Annotated in this window: 14 protein-coding genes, 1 tRNA gene and 2 pseudogenes; 5 read left to right on the top strand and 12 right to left on the bottom strand. The window is 63.3% G+C overall.

The window, feature by feature from the left end; translation table 11 throughout:
* Window positions 1-140: 140 nt before the first annotated feature.
* Together AB0T83_RS03455 and AB0T83_RS03450 are read right to left on the bottom strand one after the other, a co-directional pair.
* Window positions 141-627, bottom strand: a pseudogene (locus AB0T83_RS03455) (transposase family protein); the annotation flags it as partial.
* 142 nt (window positions 628-769) lie between these two features.
* The gene (locus tag AB0T83_RS03450) at window positions 770-1,585 is read right to left on the bottom strand and encodes a methyltransferase domain-containing protein (RefSeq protein WP_366191568.1); all 816 of its coding nucleotides are present in this window, start codon (window positions 1,583-1,585) and stop codon (window positions 770-772) included.
* A 775-nt stretch (window positions 1,586-2,360) separates the two neighbouring features.
* Between AB0T83_RS03450 and AB0T83_RS03440 the strand changes: the two are divergent.
* From AB0T83_RS03440 to AB0T83_RS03430, 3 genes and pseudogenes are all read left to right on the top strand, one after another.
* A pseudogene (locus AB0T83_RS03440) lies at window positions 2,361-2,582 on the top strand (integrase core domain-containing protein); the annotation flags it as partial.
* 251 nt (window positions 2,583-2,833) lie between these two features.
* The gene (locus tag AB0T83_RS03435) at window positions 2,834-2,959 is read left to right on the top strand and encodes a hypothetical protein (RefSeq protein ID WP_366191566.1); all 126 of its coding nucleotides are present in this window, start codon (window positions 2,834-2,836) and stop codon (window positions 2,957-2,959) included.
* A gap of 448 nt (window positions 2,960-3,407) precedes the next feature.
* Window positions 3,408-4,403 carry an HAD family hydrolase gene (locus tag AB0T83_RS03430; protein ID WP_366191564.1) on the top strand — a complete coding sequence of 332 codons (996 nt, stop codon included), beginning with the start codon at window positions 3,408-3,410 and terminating at the stop codon, window positions 4,401-4,403.
* 95 nt (window positions 4,404-4,498) lie between these two features.
* Here the strand turns inward: AB0T83_RS03430 and AB0T83_RS03425 are convergent.
* Together AB0T83_RS03425 and AB0T83_RS03420 are read right to left on the bottom strand one after the other, a co-directional pair.
* A tRNA-Ala gene (locus AB0T83_RS03425) sits at window positions 4,499-4,574 on the bottom strand.
* 78 nt (window positions 4,575-4,652) lie between these two features.
* Window positions 4,653-4,964: a TIGR02300 family protein gene (locus AB0T83_RS03420; protein ID WP_366191562.1), complete on the bottom strand. Its 312-nt coding sequence runs from the start codon at window positions 4,962-4,964 to the stop codon at window positions 4,653-4,655.
* A gap of 164 nt (window positions 4,965-5,128) precedes the next feature.
* Between AB0T83_RS03420 and AB0T83_RS03415 the strand changes: the two genes are divergently transcribed.
* Window positions 5,129-5,812: a M48 family metallopeptidase gene (locus tag AB0T83_RS03415; protein ID WP_366191560.1), complete on the top strand. Its 684-nt coding sequence runs from the start codon at window positions 5,129-5,131 to the stop codon at window positions 5,810-5,812.
* A 14-nt stretch (window positions 5,813-5,826) separates the two neighbouring features.
* A complete protein-coding gene (locus AB0T83_RS03410; protein ID WP_193140752.1) occupies window positions 5,827-6,495 on the top strand; it encodes a GntR family transcriptional regulator in 669 nt (222 codons plus the stop codon).
* Between the two features lie 513 nt (window positions 6,496-7,008).
* Here the strand turns inward: AB0T83_RS03410 and lpdA are convergent.
* From lpdA to mdh, 8 genes are all read right to left on the bottom strand, one after another.
* Complete coding sequence (lpdA, locus tag AB0T83_RS03405; RefSeq protein ID WP_366191558.1) at window positions 7,009-8,403, bottom strand: dihydrolipoyl dehydrogenase; 1,395 nt, start codon at window positions 8,401-8,403, stop codon at window positions 7,009-7,011.
* 110 nt (window positions 8,404-8,513) lie between these two features.
* Window positions 8,514-8,783 carry a hypothetical protein gene (locus AB0T83_RS03400; protein WP_366191556.1) on the bottom strand — a complete coding sequence of 90 codons (270 nt, stop codon included), beginning with the start codon at window positions 8,781-8,783 and terminating at the stop codon, window positions 8,514-8,516.
* A 1-nt stretch (window position 8,784) separates the two neighbouring features.
* On the bottom strand, window positions 8,785-10,275 hold the full coding sequence (gene odhB, locus AB0T83_RS03395) for a 2-oxoglutarate dehydrogenase complex dihydrolipoyllysine-residue succinyltransferase (RefSeq protein WP_366191555.1): 1,491 nt from the start codon (window positions 10,273-10,275) through the stop codon (window positions 8,785-8,787).
* Window positions 10,276-10,278: 3 nt separating this feature from the next.
* Window positions 10,279-13,242: a 2-oxoglutarate dehydrogenase E1 component gene (locus AB0T83_RS03390; RefSeq protein WP_366191553.1), complete on the bottom strand. Its 2,964-nt coding sequence runs from the start codon at window positions 13,240-13,242 to the stop codon at window positions 10,279-10,281.
* Window positions 13,243-13,565: 323 nt separating this feature from the next.
* The gene (sucD, locus tag AB0T83_RS03385; RefSeq protein WP_366191551.1) at window positions 13,566-14,453 is read right to left on the bottom strand and encodes a succinate--CoA ligase subunit alpha; all 888 of its coding nucleotides are present in this window, start codon (window positions 14,451-14,453) and stop codon (window positions 13,566-13,568) included.
* 4 nt (window positions 14,454-14,457) lie between these two features.
* Window positions 14,458-15,651, bottom strand: coding sequence for an ADP-forming succinate--CoA ligase subunit beta (gene sucC / locus AB0T83_RS03380; RefSeq protein ID WP_366191549.1), 1,194 nt, complete (start codon window positions 15,649-15,651; stop codon window positions 14,458-14,460).
* 248 nt (window positions 15,652-15,899) lie between these two features.
* Entirely contained in the window at window positions 15,900-16,727 is an 828-nt protein-coding gene (locus AB0T83_RS03375) for a glycosyltransferase (protein ID WP_366191547.1), read from the bottom strand.
* 3 nt (window positions 16,728-16,730) lie between these two features.
* A complete protein-coding gene (gene mdh / locus AB0T83_RS03370) occupies window positions 16,731-17,693 on the bottom strand; it encodes a malate dehydrogenase (RefSeq protein ID WP_366191545.1) in 963 nt (320 codons plus the stop codon).
* Between the last annotated feature and the right edge of the window lie 2 nt (window positions 17,694-17,695).

Here is a 17,695-nt window from a genome sequence, read left to right as displayed (position 1 = left end):
GCATCGCTCCAATTCCGCCGGCGAACGCCGTCCGCGGCAGAAAGGACTTCAATCTGGGGTTCGAATGTAAGGTCGCGCATAAAGTCGGACCTATCATCACCAGTCAGAGACCGTCAGGCGGCCCTCGCCGGAGGAATACGCTGAACTTCGGCGATGTCGATATGAAAGAAGCCGATGGGGTATCGCTTGAACCGCTGCCGCCTTGGCTTGTCGCCCTCGACATCCGGCAAGCGCGAGATGCCATTCCGTTGCAGGCATCAGTGTGGCGCCGAGCGTGTCAGGTGCGGAATCGACGGCTGAAGGGCATAGAGGCACTCATCCGGCGGCAGCAGCGTATGACGCCGGAATGCGACAATCATAGCCTCCTCCGCTTCGGTGAGAACGGTCGAACGAGGTTCCTTCGGCCCGGTCTTCAAATCCTCCACCGTCGCCCGCTTGCGCCACTTTGCGACGGTCTTGGGCGTTCGTCGGGAAAACGATCCCCCGGATCGTTTTCTGATCCTCCTTACTCCCCAGCTCCTTGCTCAGCTGCGCGAGCGAAGCTTGCGATCGCTGTATTGCAGCTCTGACGGCGTGCGTGGTCGTGGCGCTCCAGTGACGAACTTGTCCCGTAATGCTTCCTTCCATTCCTGAGAAAGGATCGCGCCATCAAACAGTGGGATCAAGCACCTAGACAAATGTCCGAATTTCCGGGACCGCCTCTGCTGAACCTTGTTGGTAGGCCGCACGAAAGTTGACTCGGTGGACAACGCTGCCGCTTGATCTGGCCTCAAGCTCCCGGCACCCGACCCCATGTCTGAACCACGGTATAGGAAGTCCAAACAGTATCCGGATTTGCCAGATGTTCCCTGACGTCAGCAATCAGTCGCTCAAGATGATTCTTTGGGACGCCCAAGTCGCCGATGATCCGTTGTTCCATCGAATTAATCGTAGACGGCAAGTAATCCTGCCAGGCATCCTGCGCTCGTGTGCCAACGAGAACAGGGTTGTAGCACACTTCCTCGAGACCGGCGCGCCGCATTAGTCGATAGAGCCTGTGTGAAATTGGATCATCTCTACCGTCCGGAAAACACGCAATGAAGATTTTGGTAAGCTCTGTCCATGCTGGATGTTCTGGAAAGCAACGTAGTGTATGAAAATCAGCTTCTTGCATGGCGACAACACCTCCCGGTGCCACCAACCTGACTGCCTCTGAAACGAGGCCTTCAGGCTCTCCGGCCGTACTGGCCAGGAAACGCACATGCACCAGATCAAATTTATTGTCTGGAAGTCCTGTCGCATAAGCATCGCCCAAAATGAACTCGGAATTCGCGGCCTTATCAATGCGTGCAACCGCAAGAAACTCTTCGTCCCCATCAAGCCCAGTGACGTGCCCGTCAGGCCCAACACGATCCAGCAGATATTTGGTAATTCCACCGGGACCGCAACCAAGATCGAGGCAACGCCAGCCTGATGAGACTCCCATTGCGTCAAACAGATTGTTTGTTGCCCCTGACAGCGCTGCATCCTGGATTCTCAAGCGTTCAACTTCGCCAGAACGGTTCTGAATTGGGTAATGACCGGACGGGTATTCGACTTTGTCCATGCAAGCCTCCCAGGTCCACATGTTAGCGTGTTTACCACTTCACGTCGCAAAATGCTATCGGGCCGAGTGGTCTTGCTTGAAGCATGCCTCTGCAACCCGGTCAAAGGCGTGCAAAGCCACACGTCTAGTCTGGGTTCTTCACGTCAATATTCTGCGCATCCTACGAACGGCGGCTGTGGGCCGGTCTCGCACCCCGGTCGGCAGCTGTGTCTGCGAAATGCCGCGACGGGCTCGATGCCTGGAATGCGCAGTTTGCAGATGTTTGTGAAGGCGGGTCGACGGTCGGTTTGGTCCACAAACCGGTCATAGCCTTTATCGAGTTTGCTACGGCTTGCACGATCGTCCACCATTTGTGCTGCGTTGCTGCTTGGATATCTCAGCCCCACACGAAACGAAGATGCTGCAGCCGCAAACGGCAGACTTTCGTCGAGTCCCGATTGGGCTCGTTTCGGACCACTTCTGCGCTAAGGTCCAAGGTCAAATGTGGGCCGCTATGAGCCGTGCGTTCTAATATGAGGGGTGGCTCGGGAAATCTGAACGGTTGAGTTATGTGGATTTTCCGCTTCCGATCCGGCAGCGATGCCGGGAAGAAGGTGCGAGAGATGGCAAGACGTCCGAGAAGGAATCACAGCGCTGCGCTCAAGGCAAAGGTCGCATTGGCGGCGCTGAAGGGCGACAAGACGATGAGCGAGCTGGCCACCCAGTTCGACCTGTACCCGAACCAGATCAAGCAGTGGAAAGACCAGTTGCTCGATGGCGTGACGGATGTGTTCGAGGACAGGGGGCCTGGCGCGACAACGTCTTTGTCGAGCGGCTATGGCGAACGATCAAATACAAAGAGGTCTACCTGCACGCCTACGACAGCGTCTCGGAGGCCCGTACAGGGATCACCCGCCACCTGGCCTTCAATACCACGCGGAGACCGCATTCATCGCTGGACGGGCAAACGCCCGATCAGGAATATCACTACCCGCCCCGGCCAGTCCCGGTCGCGGCAGAATTGAGCGGAAGATCCACTTGGAAAACGGCTCCAAACCGTTCAGACAAACCGAGCCACCTCTATACTCTCGTTTGTTAGAGCATTCCTGCGGCAGCACCCGGTACTCTTTTGTCTTGCCTTCGCCTCTGGCCTTGAGCTCTCGCTTATCGGCCTTTCGTCTCAGGAATTACTTGGTGATGCCCAGCAGCCGCGCAGCCTCCTGGGCGTTGAACCATGCCAGAGCGAGGGGGATTGGGTTCAGGTTCGGCGTGCCGCTAGTGGTAGTGGGCGGCCAGATCCCGCGCCATGTTGTCCATGGCGCCAAGGTCTACTGCATGGTCGATTTCAGCGTGCCCGAAGAGGATGCACCCTTTGCAGTTTTCCATCGCCATTGACCGCGGCTAAGCGGTACGGCAGCTTCTGATCGGAAGTCACCGCCCCGCTTCGCACGGCGAGGATGACTATCCCATCAATCTTGTCGGTCCGCGCTGTGGGGCTCTCAGGGCAATGGTGCCTCATGTTGCGTTGCCATCCCGCAAGATCTACGCACGAAGCAGATCAACATATTGATCTAGAAGTTTAATGTGATGCCGGTCGCAGGTGCCAGTGGCAGTGGCTGTCCCAATCGCTTGATCGCGGGGATGCGGACCTCGGGTGTCTGACGTCGGAGACGCTGACCCGGGTATGTCGGTGGAGCCCCGCCGATGCGCCTGTTCCATTGACAGCCTGCCCGGGCAGGGCAAGCATCGGGACCAGATGCGCGGCAGTGTCAGCGGCGCGCGATCCCCGCAACGCGCCCCACAACGAGCCGGGCGAAAGCGAGCTTCAGGAAGGAATCATGCGATGACGACATTCGGAAAAAAGGCCTTGTCCCAGCTGTGTCTGGCCGCAACCACGGCGGTTGCGTCACCGGCACTGGCGCAGACCGATCCGTTGCCGTCCTGGGCCGAAAGCAGGTCGAAGGCGGCCATCGTGGATTTTGTCACGCAGGTGACCGACGAAGGGTCTCCCGATCTGGTGCCTCAGGAAGACCGCATCGCCGTGTTCGACAATGACGGCACGCTCTGGGCCGAACAGCCAAACTATGTGCAGCTTGCCTTCGCCCTGGACCGCATCCGCGCGCTGGCGCCGGAGCATCCGGAGTGGACCACCACCGAACCTTATGCCTCGATCCTCAAGGGTGACGATGCCGCAGCGCTGGCCAGGGGCGAGAAGGCGCTGATGCAAATCATCGCCGACAGCCATTCCGGCCTGACCACCGAGGAATTCGCCAAGGTCGTGCACGACTGGATCACCACCACGCCGAACCCGGTCACTGGCCGGTTGCCCACCCAGATGATCTATCAGCCGATGCTGGAACTGCTGGACTATCTGCGGGCGAACGGGTTCGAGACCTACATCGTGTCGGGTGGCGGCGTCGAATTCATGCGGGTTTTTGCCGAGGCGACCTATGGCGTGCCGCCCGAGAACACCATCGGCAGCGTCGGCAAGCTGAAATACGACGTGATCGACGGCCAGCCGGTGCTGCTGAAGGAGCCGGGCATTGCCTTCGTGGACGACGGGCCGGGCAAACCGGTAGCGATTTCAACCCACATCGGGCGCCGAGCGATCGCCGCTTTCGGCAATTCCGACGGCGATCTTCAGATGCTGGAATATACCTGCCTGCAACAGGCGCCGCGCCTGTGCGCCTTCGTGCATCACACCGATGCCGAGCGGGAATGGGCCTATGACCGCGACTCGCATATCGGCAAGCTCGACAAGGGTTTGGATGCCGCCGGGACCTTCAACTGGACCTTGATCGACATGGGGCAGGACTGGACGACAATCTTCCCGCAATAAGCGATCCGGCGGGCGGGGATGACGTTGTTCCGGCCCGTCACAAGACAACCATCGGCCTGTTGCCGGTCGCTTCGAAATCTCTCGCAAAGGGATTTTGGTGGAGCCTAGGGGAGTCGAACCCCTGACCTCTTGCATGCCATGCAAGCGCTCTCCCAACTGAGCTAAGGCCCCAAGCCTATGGCCAACCGGCCATGGCGCGTCTTTTATGAAAGCCTGCGGGGGGCTGCAAGCGAAAAAGCCACCCCGATCTCAGCTTTCGTCGTCGTCTTTCGCCACGTCAGCGATATCGTCCAGCGAGACATCATCGCTGTCGTCATCGTCTTCCAGAACATCATCGCCCAGATCGACATCGGTGTCGTCATCGTCATCCAGCACGACTTCCTCGACCTCGGCGGCTTTCTCGGGCTTGGCTTTTTCGGCGATCAGGGGACGCGACTTGCCGGTGTCGAGCTGCACGACGTCGCCGGTGTAGGGGCTGACCGGCGGGGTGCGGTTCAGGTCATAGAATCGTTTGCCGGTGGTCGGGCAGAGCCGTTTGGTTCCCCATTCTTCCTTGGGCATGGTCTTGCGTCCTTTTGTTCGTCATGATGGCGGCACGGGTGCCAAGGGCGCGCGCCGCGTAAAGCCAATAGTGGGCTGTGCCATAGGGGCAAAGTCATGTCAAAGGCTTTCGCGGCGGGGCGGTTCGGGGCGCGGAACCGGGGCAACAGGCGGGTATCGGGCGCATGGGCGAACGGGTGATGCTGGAGGGGGATCCTCCGATTGAAATACTGGTGCGCCGGTCGGACCGGGCGCGGCGGCTGACCCTTCGGGTGTCGCGGCTGGATGGCCGGGTCACCCTGTCGCTGCCGCGGCGGGTGCCGGCGGGGGCGGCCGAGCGCTTCCTTGCCCAGAAGGCCGACTGGGTGCGCCAGAACGTGGCGCGCGGGCCGGTGGCCTATGGGCTGGCGATGGGCGACGTGATTCCGGTCGAGGGCATTGGCCGCCGGATCGTCGACGGCCGTCCCGGCCTGCATCCCGGGGTGGTACAGGTGCGCGGATCCCGCCCGGTGGGCGCGCAGGTGGCCGGTCTGCTGAAGGAGCTGGCGCGGGACCGCCTGGCCCTGGCCTGCGATCGCTATGCGGCTGCCGTGGGGCGGCCCTATGCCCGGCTGACGCTGCGCGACACCCGCAGCCGCTGGGGCTCCTGCACCAGTGCCGGCAACCTGATGTTTTCCTGGCGGCTGGCGATGGCGCCGCCGGAGGTGCTGGAGTATGTTGCCGCCCATGAGGTCGCGCATCTGGTGCATATGAACCATTCCAAGACATTCTGGCGGCAGGTCGGGGCGCTGTGCCCGGATTATGACCGCCACCGCGCCTGGTTGCGCGGACCCGGGCGGGAGCTGCACGCCGTGCAGTTCGTGGCATGACCCGCGAGATGGACATGCTGCGCGCGGCCAGCGCGGCCTCGCGGGCGGCCCAGCCCGAAAGCAACACGGCGCTGCACGACCGGCTGTATCGCACCCTGCGCACCCGCATCATGCATGGCGCGCTGGTGCCCGGCGAGGCGCTGACCCTGCGCGGGCTGGGGGCGGAGTTCGGGGTGTCGATGACGCCGGCGCGCGAAGCGGTACGGCGGCTGGTGGCCGAAGGGGCGCTGACCCTGTCGCCCTCGGGCCGGGTTTCGACACCCGAGTTGAGCAACGAGCGCATCGAGGAACTGGCCTCGATCCGGGCGCTGCTGGAGCCGGAGCTGAGCTCGCGCGCCCTGCCACGGGCGCATCCGGCGCTGATCGACCGGCTGGAGATGATCAACGACCAGGTGGCGCAGGCTATCGCGCAGCGCAGCGCGCAGGGCTATATCCGGACCAACCTGGATTTTCACCGCACTCTGTACCTGCGGGCGCAGGCACCGGCGATGCTGGCGATGCTGGAAACGGTCTGGCTGCAACTGGGGCCGACCATGGCCAAGCTCTATGGCCGGTTGAACCGGACCGAGCCGCCGCGCGGGCATCGGCTGATCGTGGCCGCGCTGCGAGCCGGGGACGAACCCGGGCTACGGCTGGCGCTGCGCAGCGATGTGACGCAAGGGTTGCGGATGCTGTTGAGCTGAAAGGGGCGGGGGCGCTGCCCCCTCTGCGCCTGTGGCGCATTCACCCCCGGAGTATTTTCGACAAGAAAAAGTGAGCGCCGTCGACCAGACGATCCGGGGGATCGTTTGAGGCGCGAACGGGCGGAGCCCCAGCCGTTGTTCGAATGAGCGCGTAGACCGATTTCGGCAGGCGTCGGGCAGGCCCGGCGGCGGCGCGGCGCGCTGAGGACTCAGGCGGTGCGGCGGCCGATGGAGAACAGGCGGAAGATGTTCCAGCAGTTCAGGCGCGGGCGGGCGGCGCGGGCTTTGGTGGTCTCGGGGTCGAAATTCATCAGGTTCGGATGCATCGGATCACTCTGTCATCAGGGTCTGGCCAAAGGGCCTTGGATGACCGGGAGCTACGACGCGGGCAGCTATTGTGCAACTGCAGAAAAATGCAATGCTGCTATGCAGAAAGCACCATGTTAACGGCAGACATGAAAAGGGCGCGGAGGTCTCCGCGCCCTGCTTTGTCTCGGGGTTCGGGTGGCCGGATCAGGCGTGAATGGCGCCGTCACCGCAGGCCAGCGCGGCTTCGCGCACGGCTTCCGAATAGGTCGGGTGGGCATGGCAGGTCAGCGCCAGATCCTGCGCCGACGCGCCAAACTCCATGGCCACGCAGACCTCATGCACCAGATCGCCGGCACCCGGGCCGATGATGTGGACGCCAAGGATGCGGTCGGTGTCCTTGTCGGCCAGCAGCTTCACGAAGCCGTCGCCCTGGTGCACCGCCTTGGCGCGGGCGTTGCCCATGAAGGAGAACTTGCCGACCTTGTAGGCGCGGCCCTCTTCCTTGAGCTGGATCTCGGTCTTGCCGACGGTGGCGACCTCGGGGGTGGTGTAGATCACGCCGGGGATCACGTCGTAGTTGACGTGACCATGCTTGCCCGCCAGCACTTCGGCCACGGCCATGCCTTCATCCTCGGCCTTATGTGCCAGCATCGGGCCCGAGATGACGTCGCCGATGGCATAGATGCCCTTCACACTGGTGGCCCAATGGGCGTCGGTGACGATCTGGCCCTGCTTGCTGAGTTCAACGCCCAGCGTGTCGAGGCTCAGCCCTTCGGTGAAGGGTTTGCGGCCCGTGGCGACCAGCACCGTGTCGGCGTCGATGGTGTGTTCGCTGTCATCCTTGCGCAGCTTGTAGGTGACCTTGGCCTTGGTCTTCAGCGTGTCGACCTTTTGCACCGCCGCGCCCAGCACGAAATTCAGCCCCTGTTTGGACAGGATCTTCTGGAAGGCGCGCTGTACGTCGGCATCCATGCCCGGCGTGATGTGGTCGAGGAATTCCACCACGGTGACTTCCGTGCCCAGGCGGGCATAGACCGAGCCCATTTCCAGCCCGATGACACCGGCGCCGACCACGACCATCTTCTTGGGGATCTTCGGCAGGTCGAGCGCGCCGGTGGAGGTCACCACGATCTTCTCGTCGATGGTCACCTCGGCACCGGGGATCGAGGCGGCTTCGGAGCCGGAGGCGATGACGATGTTCTTGGCGTTGTGCACTTCTTCGCCGACCTTGACCTTGCCGGCCTCGGGGATCGACCCCCAGCCCTTGAGCCAGTCGATCTTGTTCTTCTTGAACAGGAACTCGATGCCGCCGGTGTTCTGGCCGACCACAGTGGCCTTGTAGCCCTTCATCTGCTCCCAATCGACCGAGGGGGCTTTGCCCTTCAGGCCCATGTCGGCGAAATTGTGTTCGGCTTCGTGCAGCGAATGGGTGGCGTGCAGCAGCGCCTTCGAGGGGATGCAGCCGACGTTCAGGCAAGTGCCGCCCAGGGTCTCGCGGCCTTCGACGACGGCGGTTTTCAGGCCCAGCTGGGCGCAGCGGATGGCGCAGACATAGCCGCCGGGGCCGGCGCCGATTACAATGACGTCATAGTCAGCCATGGGGAGACTCCTTCAGGTCGGTCTTGCGGGCAGGGCGCAGCGCGCGCCCGCGTGTTCTGTGAGTGTCAGGTGGCAAGCGGCCCGCCCGGTCAGGGGCGGGCCAGCCGCGTTCAAACGGCTTCCAGCAATTTCATCTGCACATGCGCGACGCCGCCGCGTTCCAGGTGCATGGCCAGATCGTCGGACTTCAGGAAGGCCTTGGCCTTCTCGCGGTCGGACACCGCGAACAGCACCAGCGCGTGGTTGGGCTGTTCGGGATCCTTCCAGACGTGCAGGGTGGTCAGCCCGGCTGCATGCTGGGCTTTCCGGTCTTCCTGGAACACCGCGTGCCAGGCATCGAAATCGGCCACATCGGCCTGCCAGAGAAGGTGGATCGCCATCTTACAGATCCATCAGCAGGCGGCGCGGATCCTCGAGGGCCTCCTTGACCCGCACCAGGAAGGTCACGGCGCCCTTGCCGTCGACGATCCGGTGATCGTAGGACAGTGCCAGGTACATCATCGGGCGGATCACGATCTCGCCGTTCACGACCATCGGACGATCCTGGATCTTGTGCATGCCAAGGATGCCCGACTGCGGCGGGTTCAGGATCGGCGAGGACATCAGCGAGCCGTAGACACCGCCGTTCGAGATGGTGAAGGTGCCGCCCTGCATTTCCGCCATCGACAGCTTGCCGTCACGGGCGCGCTTGCCCTTCTCGGCGATGGCCTTCTCGATCTCGGCAAAGGACATCTGGTCGGCGTCGCGGATGACCGGAACCACAAGGCCGGTCGGCGTGCCGGCGGCGATGCCCATGTGCACGAAGTTTTTGTAGACGATGTCGGTGCCGTCAATCTCGGCGTTGACCTCGGGAACCTCTTTCAGGGCGTGGCAGCAGGCCTTGGTGAAGAAGGACATGAAGCCCAGGCGGACGCCGTGTTTCTTCTCGAACAGGTCCTTGTATTCCTTGCGCAGGGCCATCGACTCGGACATGTCCACCTCGTTGTAGGTGGTCAGCATGGCGGCGGTGTTCTGGCTGTCCTTCAGGCGCTTGGCGATGGTCTGGCGCAGGCGGGTCATCTTGACCCGTTCCTCGCGGGCAGCGTCATCGGCCGGAACCGGGGCACGCGGCGCGGCGGAGGTTGCGGCAGGGGCTGCCGGGGCGGTCATCGCGGCCAGCACGTCGCCCTTCATCACACGGCCATCGCGGCCCGAGCCGGTGACAGAGGCCGGATCGATGCCCTTTTCGGCCATCAGCTTGTTGGCCGAAGGCGCATTTTCCACGTCCTTGCCGCCCGAGGCAGCAGGGGCTGCGGCCGGGGCCGCTGCGGGCGCCGCTGCAGAAGCACCGGCGCCGCCCAGAACCGCCAGTTTGGCGGAGGCGTCGACGGTGGTGCCTTCGGGGGCCAGGATCTCGGTCAGCACGCCGGCGGCGGGGGACGGAACCTCGACCGAGACCTTGTCGGTTTCCAGCTCGCACAGCATCTCGTCCTGCGCGACGCTGTCGCCGACCTGCTTGAACCAGGTGGAGACGGTGGCCTCGGTGACGGATTCGCCCAGCGTGGGCACCATCACGTCGACGCTTTCGCCGCCGCTGTCGGCCGGGGCCGCCGCAGGGGCGCTTGCCGCTTTCGGCGCAGGCGCGGCGGCGGCACCTTCACCGGCGATCGAGGCCAGCAGGGCATCGACGCCGACGGTGGTGCCTTCGGGTGCGACGATCTCGGACAGGGTGCCGGCAGCCGGCGAGGGAACCTCGACGGTCACCTTGTCGGTTTCCAGTTCGCACAGCATCTCGTCAACCGCGACGGCATCGCCGGGCTGCTTGAACCAGGTGGCCACGGTGGCCTCGGTGACGCTTTCGCCAAGGGTGGGGACACGGACTTCGGTGGACATGGGTTATTTCCCTTCGATCGTCAGCGCTTCGTTCACGAGCGCGGCTTGCTGTGCTTTGTGTTGGCTGGCCAGACCCGTAGCCGGGGAGGCGGAGGCGGCGCGTCCGGCATAGACCGGGCGCGAGTGCTTGGCCTTGATGCGGCGCAAGACCCATTCGATATTCGGCTCGATGAAGGTCCATGCGCCCTGGTTCTTGGGCTCTTCCTGGCACCAGACCATCTCGGCCCCCTTGAAGCGCTCCAGCTCCTTGACCAGCGACAGCGCCGGGAAGGGATAGAACTGCTCGATCCGCAGGATATAGACATCGTCCAGACCCCGCGCGTCGCGCTCTTCCAGCAGGTCGTAGTAGACCTTGCCAGAGCACATGACGACGCGCTTGATCTTCTTGTCCGCCACCAGCTTGGTGGGCGAATTGCCCTGTTCGGCATCGTCCCACAGCACGCGGTGGAAGGACGACCCTTCCAGGAAGTCCTCGCGGCGCGACACCGCCATCTTGTGGCGCAGCAGCGATTTCGGCGTCATCAGCACCAGCGGCTTGCGGAAGCTGCGGTGGATCTGGCGGCGCAGGATGTGGAAATAGTTGGCCGGCGTGGTGCAATTGGCCACGATCCAGTTGTCTTCCGCCGACATCTGCAGGAACCGCTCAAGACGAGCGGAGCTGTGTTCCGGTCCCTGGCCTTCGAAGCCATGCGGCAGCAGACACACAAGGCCCGACATCCGCAACCATTTGCGCTCGCCCGAGCTGACGAACTGGTCGAACATGATCTGCGCGCCGTTGGCGAAATCGCCGAACTGGGCTTCCCACAGGGTCAGCGCGTTGGGTTCGGCCAGCGAATAGCCATATTCGAAGCCCAGCACCGCGTATTCCGACAGCGCCGAGTCGATGACTTCATAGCGGGCCTGACCTTCGCGGATGTTGTTGAGCGGATAGTAGCGCTCTTCGGTTTCCTGATCGATGAAGGCCGAGTGACGCTGCGAGAAGGTGCCGCGTGTACAGTCCTGACCGGCCAGGCGCACCGGGTAGCCCTCGGTTGCCAGCGACCCGAAAGCCAGCGCCTCGCCGGTGGCCCAGTCGAAACCTTCGCCGCTTTCGAACATCTTGCGCTTGGCGTCCAGAAGCCGGTCCACGGTCTTGTGCACCTTGAAGTCGTCGGGCTTGCGGGTCAGAGCGGTGCCGACCTCGTCAAACACCTCGTCCTTGATCCAGGTCTGGCCACGGTCGTATTCTTCCTGACGCGGGTCCAGATGCGACCAGCGCCCGTCCAGCCAGTCGGCCTTGTTGGGCTTGTATTCGGTACCCGCTTCGAACTCTTCGTTCATCTTGGCCTGGAAGGCGGCCTTCATGTCCTCGATCTCGCCTTCGGGGATCAGCCCGTCGGCGACCAGACGCTCGGTATACAGCTGCAGCGTGGTCTTGTGCTTCTTGATGTTCTTGTACATCGCCGGGTTGGTGAACATCGGCTCGTCGCCTTCGTTATGCCCGAAGCGGCGATAGCAGAAGATGTCCAGAACCACGTCCTTGTGGAACTTCTGGCGGAACTCGGTGGCCACCTTGGCGGCGTGAACCACGGCCTCCGGGTCGTCGCCGTTGACGTGGAAGATCGGGGCTTCGACCACCAGCGCGTTGTCGGTCGGATAAGGCGACGAGCGCGAGAAATGCGGCGCCGTGGTAAAGCCGATCTGGTTGTTGACCACGATGTGCATGGTGCCGCCGGTCTTGTGGCCGCGCAGGCCCGACAGGGCGAAACATTCGGCCACGACGCCCTGGCCCGCGAAGGCCGCATCGCCGTGCAGCAGCACCGGCAGAACCGCCGTCCGCTCGACATCGCCCAGCTGGTCCTGCTTGGCGCGGGCCTTGCCCAGAACCACCGGGTTCACGGCTTCCAGGTGCGACGGGTTGGCGGTCAGCGACAGGTGCACGGTGTTGCCGTCGAACTCGCGGTCCGAGCTGGCGCCGAGGTGATATTTCACGTCGCCGGAGCCATCCACGTCCTCGGGCTTGAAGCTGCCGCCCTGGAATTCGTTGAAAATGGCGCGGTAGGGCTTGCTCATCACGCTGGCCAGGATGTTCAGGCGGCCACGGTGCGGCATGCCGATCACGACATCCTGCAGGCCAAGCGCACCGCCGCGCTTGATGATCTGCTCCATCGCCGGGATCAGGCTTTCGCCGCCGTCCAGACCGAACCGCTTGGTGCCCATGTACTTGACGTGAAGGAACTTCTCGAAGCCCTCGGCCTCGACCAGCTTGTTCAGGATGGCGCGGCGGCCTTCCCGGGTGAACTGGATTTCCTTGCCGTAACCTTCAATCCGTTCCTTCAGCCAGCCGGCCTGCTCCGGGTCCGAGATGTGCATGTACTGCAGCGCGAAGGTGCCGCAATAGGTGCGCTTCACGATCTCGACGATCTGGCGCATGGTGGCCATTTCCAGCCCCAGCACCTTGTCGATGAAGATCGGGCGATCCATGTCGGCCTCGGTGAACCCGTAGGAACGCGGGTCAAGCTCGGGGTGCGGGGTCTGGTCGTGCATCCCCAGCGGGTCCAGATCGGCCACAAGGTGACCCCGGATCCGGTAGGCGCGGATGATCATCAGGGCGCGGATCGAGTCCAGCACCGCGCGCTTGATGGTATCGTCGCTGACCTCGACGCCCAGCGACTGCGCCTTGGCCTTGATCTTGTCGCCCGCAGCCTTCTGTTCCTTGACCGGGTCGGACCATTGCCCATCCAGCGCGGCGGTCAGATCGTCATTGGGCACCGGCGGCCAGTCGGCTCGGGCCCAGGACGGACCCGTGGCCTCGGCCCGCACGTCGTTTTCGGCATCCCCGAGCGCGCGGAAGAATTCGGCCCAGGCCGCGTCGACGCTGGCCGGATCGGTCGCGTAACGGGCGTAGAGCTGTTCCACATATTCGGCGTTGTGTCCCTGCAGGAAGGACGACGCATGAAAGAGGTCGTTGGGGGATTGATCGGTCATTTGGTTGCCTCTTGCGGGTTAGGACCGGATTAGGGGCTGCCCTGTACGGGCGGGCAGGGGCGCCGGGGGGAGCGCGGGGAAACTTTGGGGTGCGGTCGAAGACCACACGACGGGCACAGCACCGATCATGCCAGTTGCCCCGGTCCGATCAACAGCCAATCCGGCCGGGATGCCCGGCAGGTGGCGTGAAACGGAAGGAAGCACTGCGATCATGGTGGCCTTCATTTTTCGGGCGTGCGCCCGATTTCCGGTAGCAGGGCGAGGGCGCGGCGGGGCCGCACCCTCGGGGATCATGTGCGCGCCTTGGCGGCGCGGGCCGGGGCTCAGCCCAGTTCGATGGCCTTCAGCACGGCCTCGCCCAGACCGGCGGGGCTGTCCGCCACGACGATGCCAGCGGCTTGCATGGCCTCGATCTTGTCCTCGGCGCCGCCTTTGCCACCGGCAACGATCGCCCCGGCATGGCCCATGCGGCGGCCCGGAGGCGCCGTGCGGCCGGCGATGAAGCCCGCGGTCGGTTTCCAGCGGCCCTTCTTCTTCTCATCGGCCAGGAATTGCGCGGCTTCTTCTTCCGCCGAGCCACCGATTTCACCGATCATGATGATCGAGGTGGTTTCCGGGTCGGCCAGGAACATTTCCAGCACGTCGATATGCTCGGTGCCCTTGATCGGGTCACCGCCGATGCCCACGGCGGTGGACTGGCCCAGACCGGCGTCGGAGGTCTGCTTGACCGCCTCGTAGGTCAGGGTGCCCGAGCGCGAGACCACGCCGACCGAGCCACGCTTGTGGATATGGCCGGGCATGATGCCGATCTTGCAGGCGTCGGGCGTAATGACACCGGGGCAGTTCGGGCCGATCAGGCGCGATTTGGAGGTTTCCAGCGCCTTGTTGACCTTCATCATGTCCAGCACCGGGATGCCCTCGGTGATGCAGATGATCAGTTCCATCTCGGCGTCGATGGCTTCCAGGATCGAATCCGCAGCGAAGGGCGGCGGCACATAGATCACCGATGCATTGGCCGCAGTCACATCCTTGGCTTCATGCACGGAGTTGAACACCGGCAGGTCAAGGTGGGTCGATCCGCCTTTGCCCGGCGTCACGCCGCCGACCATCTTGGTGCCATAGGCGATGGCCTGTTCGGAGTGGAAGGTGCCCTGCGAGCCGGTGAAGCCCTGGCAGATGACCTTGGTGTTTTCGTCGACAAGAACAGCCATTTTCTTAACCCTTCACCGCTTTCACGATTTTCTCGGCGCCATCGGACAGGTTGTCTGCCGCGATCACGTTCAGGCCGGAGGTGTTGATGATCTCCTTGCCTTTTTCCACGTTGGTCCCTTCCAGCCGGACCACCAGCGGCACCTGAAGACCGACTTCCTTGACCGCGCTGACCACGCCTTCCGCGATCACGTCGCAGCGCATGATGCCGCCAAAGATGTTCACCAGGATGCCTTTGACGTTCGGATCCGAGGTGATGATCTTGAAGGCTTCGGTCACTTTCTCGGTGGTGGCGCCGCCGCCGACATCCAGGAAGTTGGCCGGCTCGGCGCCATACAGCTTGATGATGTCCATGGTGGCCATCGCCAGACCCGCGCCGTTGACCATGCAGCCGATCTCGCCGTCCAGCGCGATGTAGTTCAGGTCGAACTTGGAGGCGGCCAGTTCCTTGGGGTCTTCCTCGGTCTCGTCGCGCAGGGCGGCGATGTCGGCGTGGCGGTAGACCGCGTTGCCGTCGAAGCCGACCTTGGCGTCCAGAACCTTGAGGCTGCCTTCGTCGGTGACGATCAGCGGGTTGATTTCCAGCATCTCCATGTCCTTCTCGACGAAGGCCTTGTAGAGAATGCCCATCAACGCAACGCATTGCTTCACCTGCGGGCCTTTCAGACCCAGCGAGAAGGCGATGCGGCGGCCGTGGAACGGCTGGTAGCCGGTGGCGGGATCAACCGAGAACGACAGGATCTTCTCGGGGGTGGCCGCGGCCACTTCCTCGATGTCCATGCCGCCTTCGGTGGAGCAGACGAAGGAAATGCGCGAGGTCTGGCGATCGACCAGCAGCGCCAGGTACATCTCGGTCTCGATGCCCGAGCCGTCTTCGATGTAGATGCGGTTGACCTGCTTGCCCGCCGGGCCGGTCTGATGGGTCACAAGGGTGCGGCCCAGCATCTTCTTGGCTTCCTCGGCGGCTTCTTCCACCGATTTGGCAAGGCGCACGCCGCCTTTTTCGCCGGCGTCAGCTTCCTTGAAAGAGCCCTTGCCGCGTCCGCCGGCATGGATCTGAGCCTTCACGACCCACAGCGGGCCGTCCATCTCGCCTGCGGCAGTCTTGGCATCTTCGGCCTTGAGAACGACGCGGCCGTCGGACACCGGAGCGCCGTAGTCGCGGAGGAGGGCTTTCGCCTGGTATTCATGAATGTTCATGAAACTGTCCCGTCTTGGTTCATGTGATGCGCCTGACTAACCACAGGTTATTCCCAGTCGGAAACACCATTTGGTCGCACTAACGGGGTTTTAGCGGGTTTTTCGGCGTTTGTGATCACAGCAAAAAATTAGTGATCACAAATCAATTCCCGATGCGCGAGATGATAGCGGAAACACACATTCACATGCGAATCACCCAAGAGGGGCCGGGCTGATCGGGGCCGTCGTTCACAGCCCCATGGATGGTTTCAGCCGCGCTTGATCTTGAACAGGTTGCCCAGCCTGCCGCCCAGATCATAGGGGCGCGGCACATAGCCGGTGGCATCCGGGTTCAGGGTCCGGTCCTCGGCCAGCAGGTTCTTCACATGGCGCATGAAGGCGCGGCCGTACAGCTGCTCGGGCGTGATCGGCTGGCCGTTCTTGAACCGCATGAAGCGGCTGGCGTGCAGCACGCGGGGGGCGGTCAGTCGGGAACTGCCGTGCTGCCACAACGCCCGGTCGCGGGAGTTGTATTCCGGCGGCAGGGTCGCCACGCGCAGGCTGCTGTCATAGATCAGCTCGCGCAGGACCGGCTGGTCCTTGGGTTCGCCCGCTTCCAGCGCGGCAATGCACTCCATCAGCATTTCGGTGACTTCGGGGCTGCGCCGGATGCCCAGAAGCCCGCCGTTGAACTGCGGGAAGGCATTGGGGATCGGCTTGCGCCAGGTCTTGCGCGCGAACTTCTGGTTGCGGTTCTGCACATGGGCCAGGGCCACGTCGAACCGCTCCAGCACCTCGAAAATATCCGAGATGTCGCCGACAACGACGATGTCCACATCCAAATAGACCGTGCGTTCGAACCGCGAGCGCAGCAGCGCCTCGAACTTCGGCCGGAACCAGCTTTTGTCCAGCGCGTGCACCATGTCATAGGCGCTCTCGTCCACCGGACTGTCGGTATAGATGTCGATGGGGATGCCGGGGGAGGCTGCGCGCAAGGAGCGCGCAGCCCGATCCGCGACCTTGGCAAACCGATCGCCCGAGGCTCCGAAAACGAAGCCGCAAGGGGCCGTGGCGGTTGTGCCGGTCGCGGTGGTCATGGCTTAGACCAGCGTATCGTCGATGCCCTTGCAGGCGGTCATCAGGCCTTTGACGGCATCAACCGACTTGTCGAACATGACCTGTTCGTCCTTGCCCAGCTTGATGTCGATGACCTTTTCGATGCCACCGGCGCCGATCACGGTGGGCACGCCCACATACATGTCCTTCAGGCCGAATTCGCCGTTGCACTGTGCGGCACAGGGCAGGACGCGCTTCTGGTCCTTCAGGTAGCTTTCCGCCATTTCGATGGCCGAAGTGGCCGGGGCGTAGAAGGCCGAGCCGGTTTTCAGCAGGCCAACGATCTCGGCGCCGCCGTCCCGGGTGCGCTGCACGATGGCGTCCAGCTTTTCCTGCGTGGTCCAGCCCATGTCCACCAGGTCGGGCAGCGGGATGCCGGCGACGGTGGAATAGCGGGTCAGCGGCACCATGGTGTCGCCGTGGCCGCCCAGAACGAAGGCGGTGACGTCTTTCATCGACACGTCGAATTCCACCGACAGGAAGTGGCGGAAGCGCGCGCTGTCCAGAACGCCGGCCATGCCGCAGACCTTGTTCGCGGGCAGGCCCGAGAATTGCTGCAGCGCCCAGACCATGGCGTCCAGCGGGTTGGTGATGCAGATCACGAAGGCGTCGGGGGCATTGTCGCGGATGCCTTCGCCGACCGATTTCATGACCTTCAGGTTGATGCCCAGCAGGTCATCGCGGCTCATGCCCGGCTTGCGCGGCACACCGGCGGTGACGATGCAGACGTCCGCGCCGGCAATGTCGGCATAGTCGGTGGTGCCGGTCATCGCGGCATCGAAGCCCTCGGACGGACCCGATTCTGCGATGTCCAGGGCCTTGCCCTGCGGGATGCCGTCCGTGATGTCGAACAGAACGACGTCGCCCAGTTCTTTCAGAGCTGCGAGATGGGCAAGGGTGCCGCCAATTTGTCCCGCACCGATCAGGGCGATTTTGGGTCTGGCCATGA

Source organism: Meridianimarinicoccus marinus (assembly GCF_040689105.1).
Lineage (GTDB): Bacteria > Pseudomonadota > Alphaproteobacteria > Rhodobacterales > Rhodobacteraceae > Meridianimarinicoccus > Meridianimarinicoccus marinus.
Note: the sequence above shows the minus strand (reverse complement) of the source record. Positions and strands in the feature narration are given on the sequence as shown.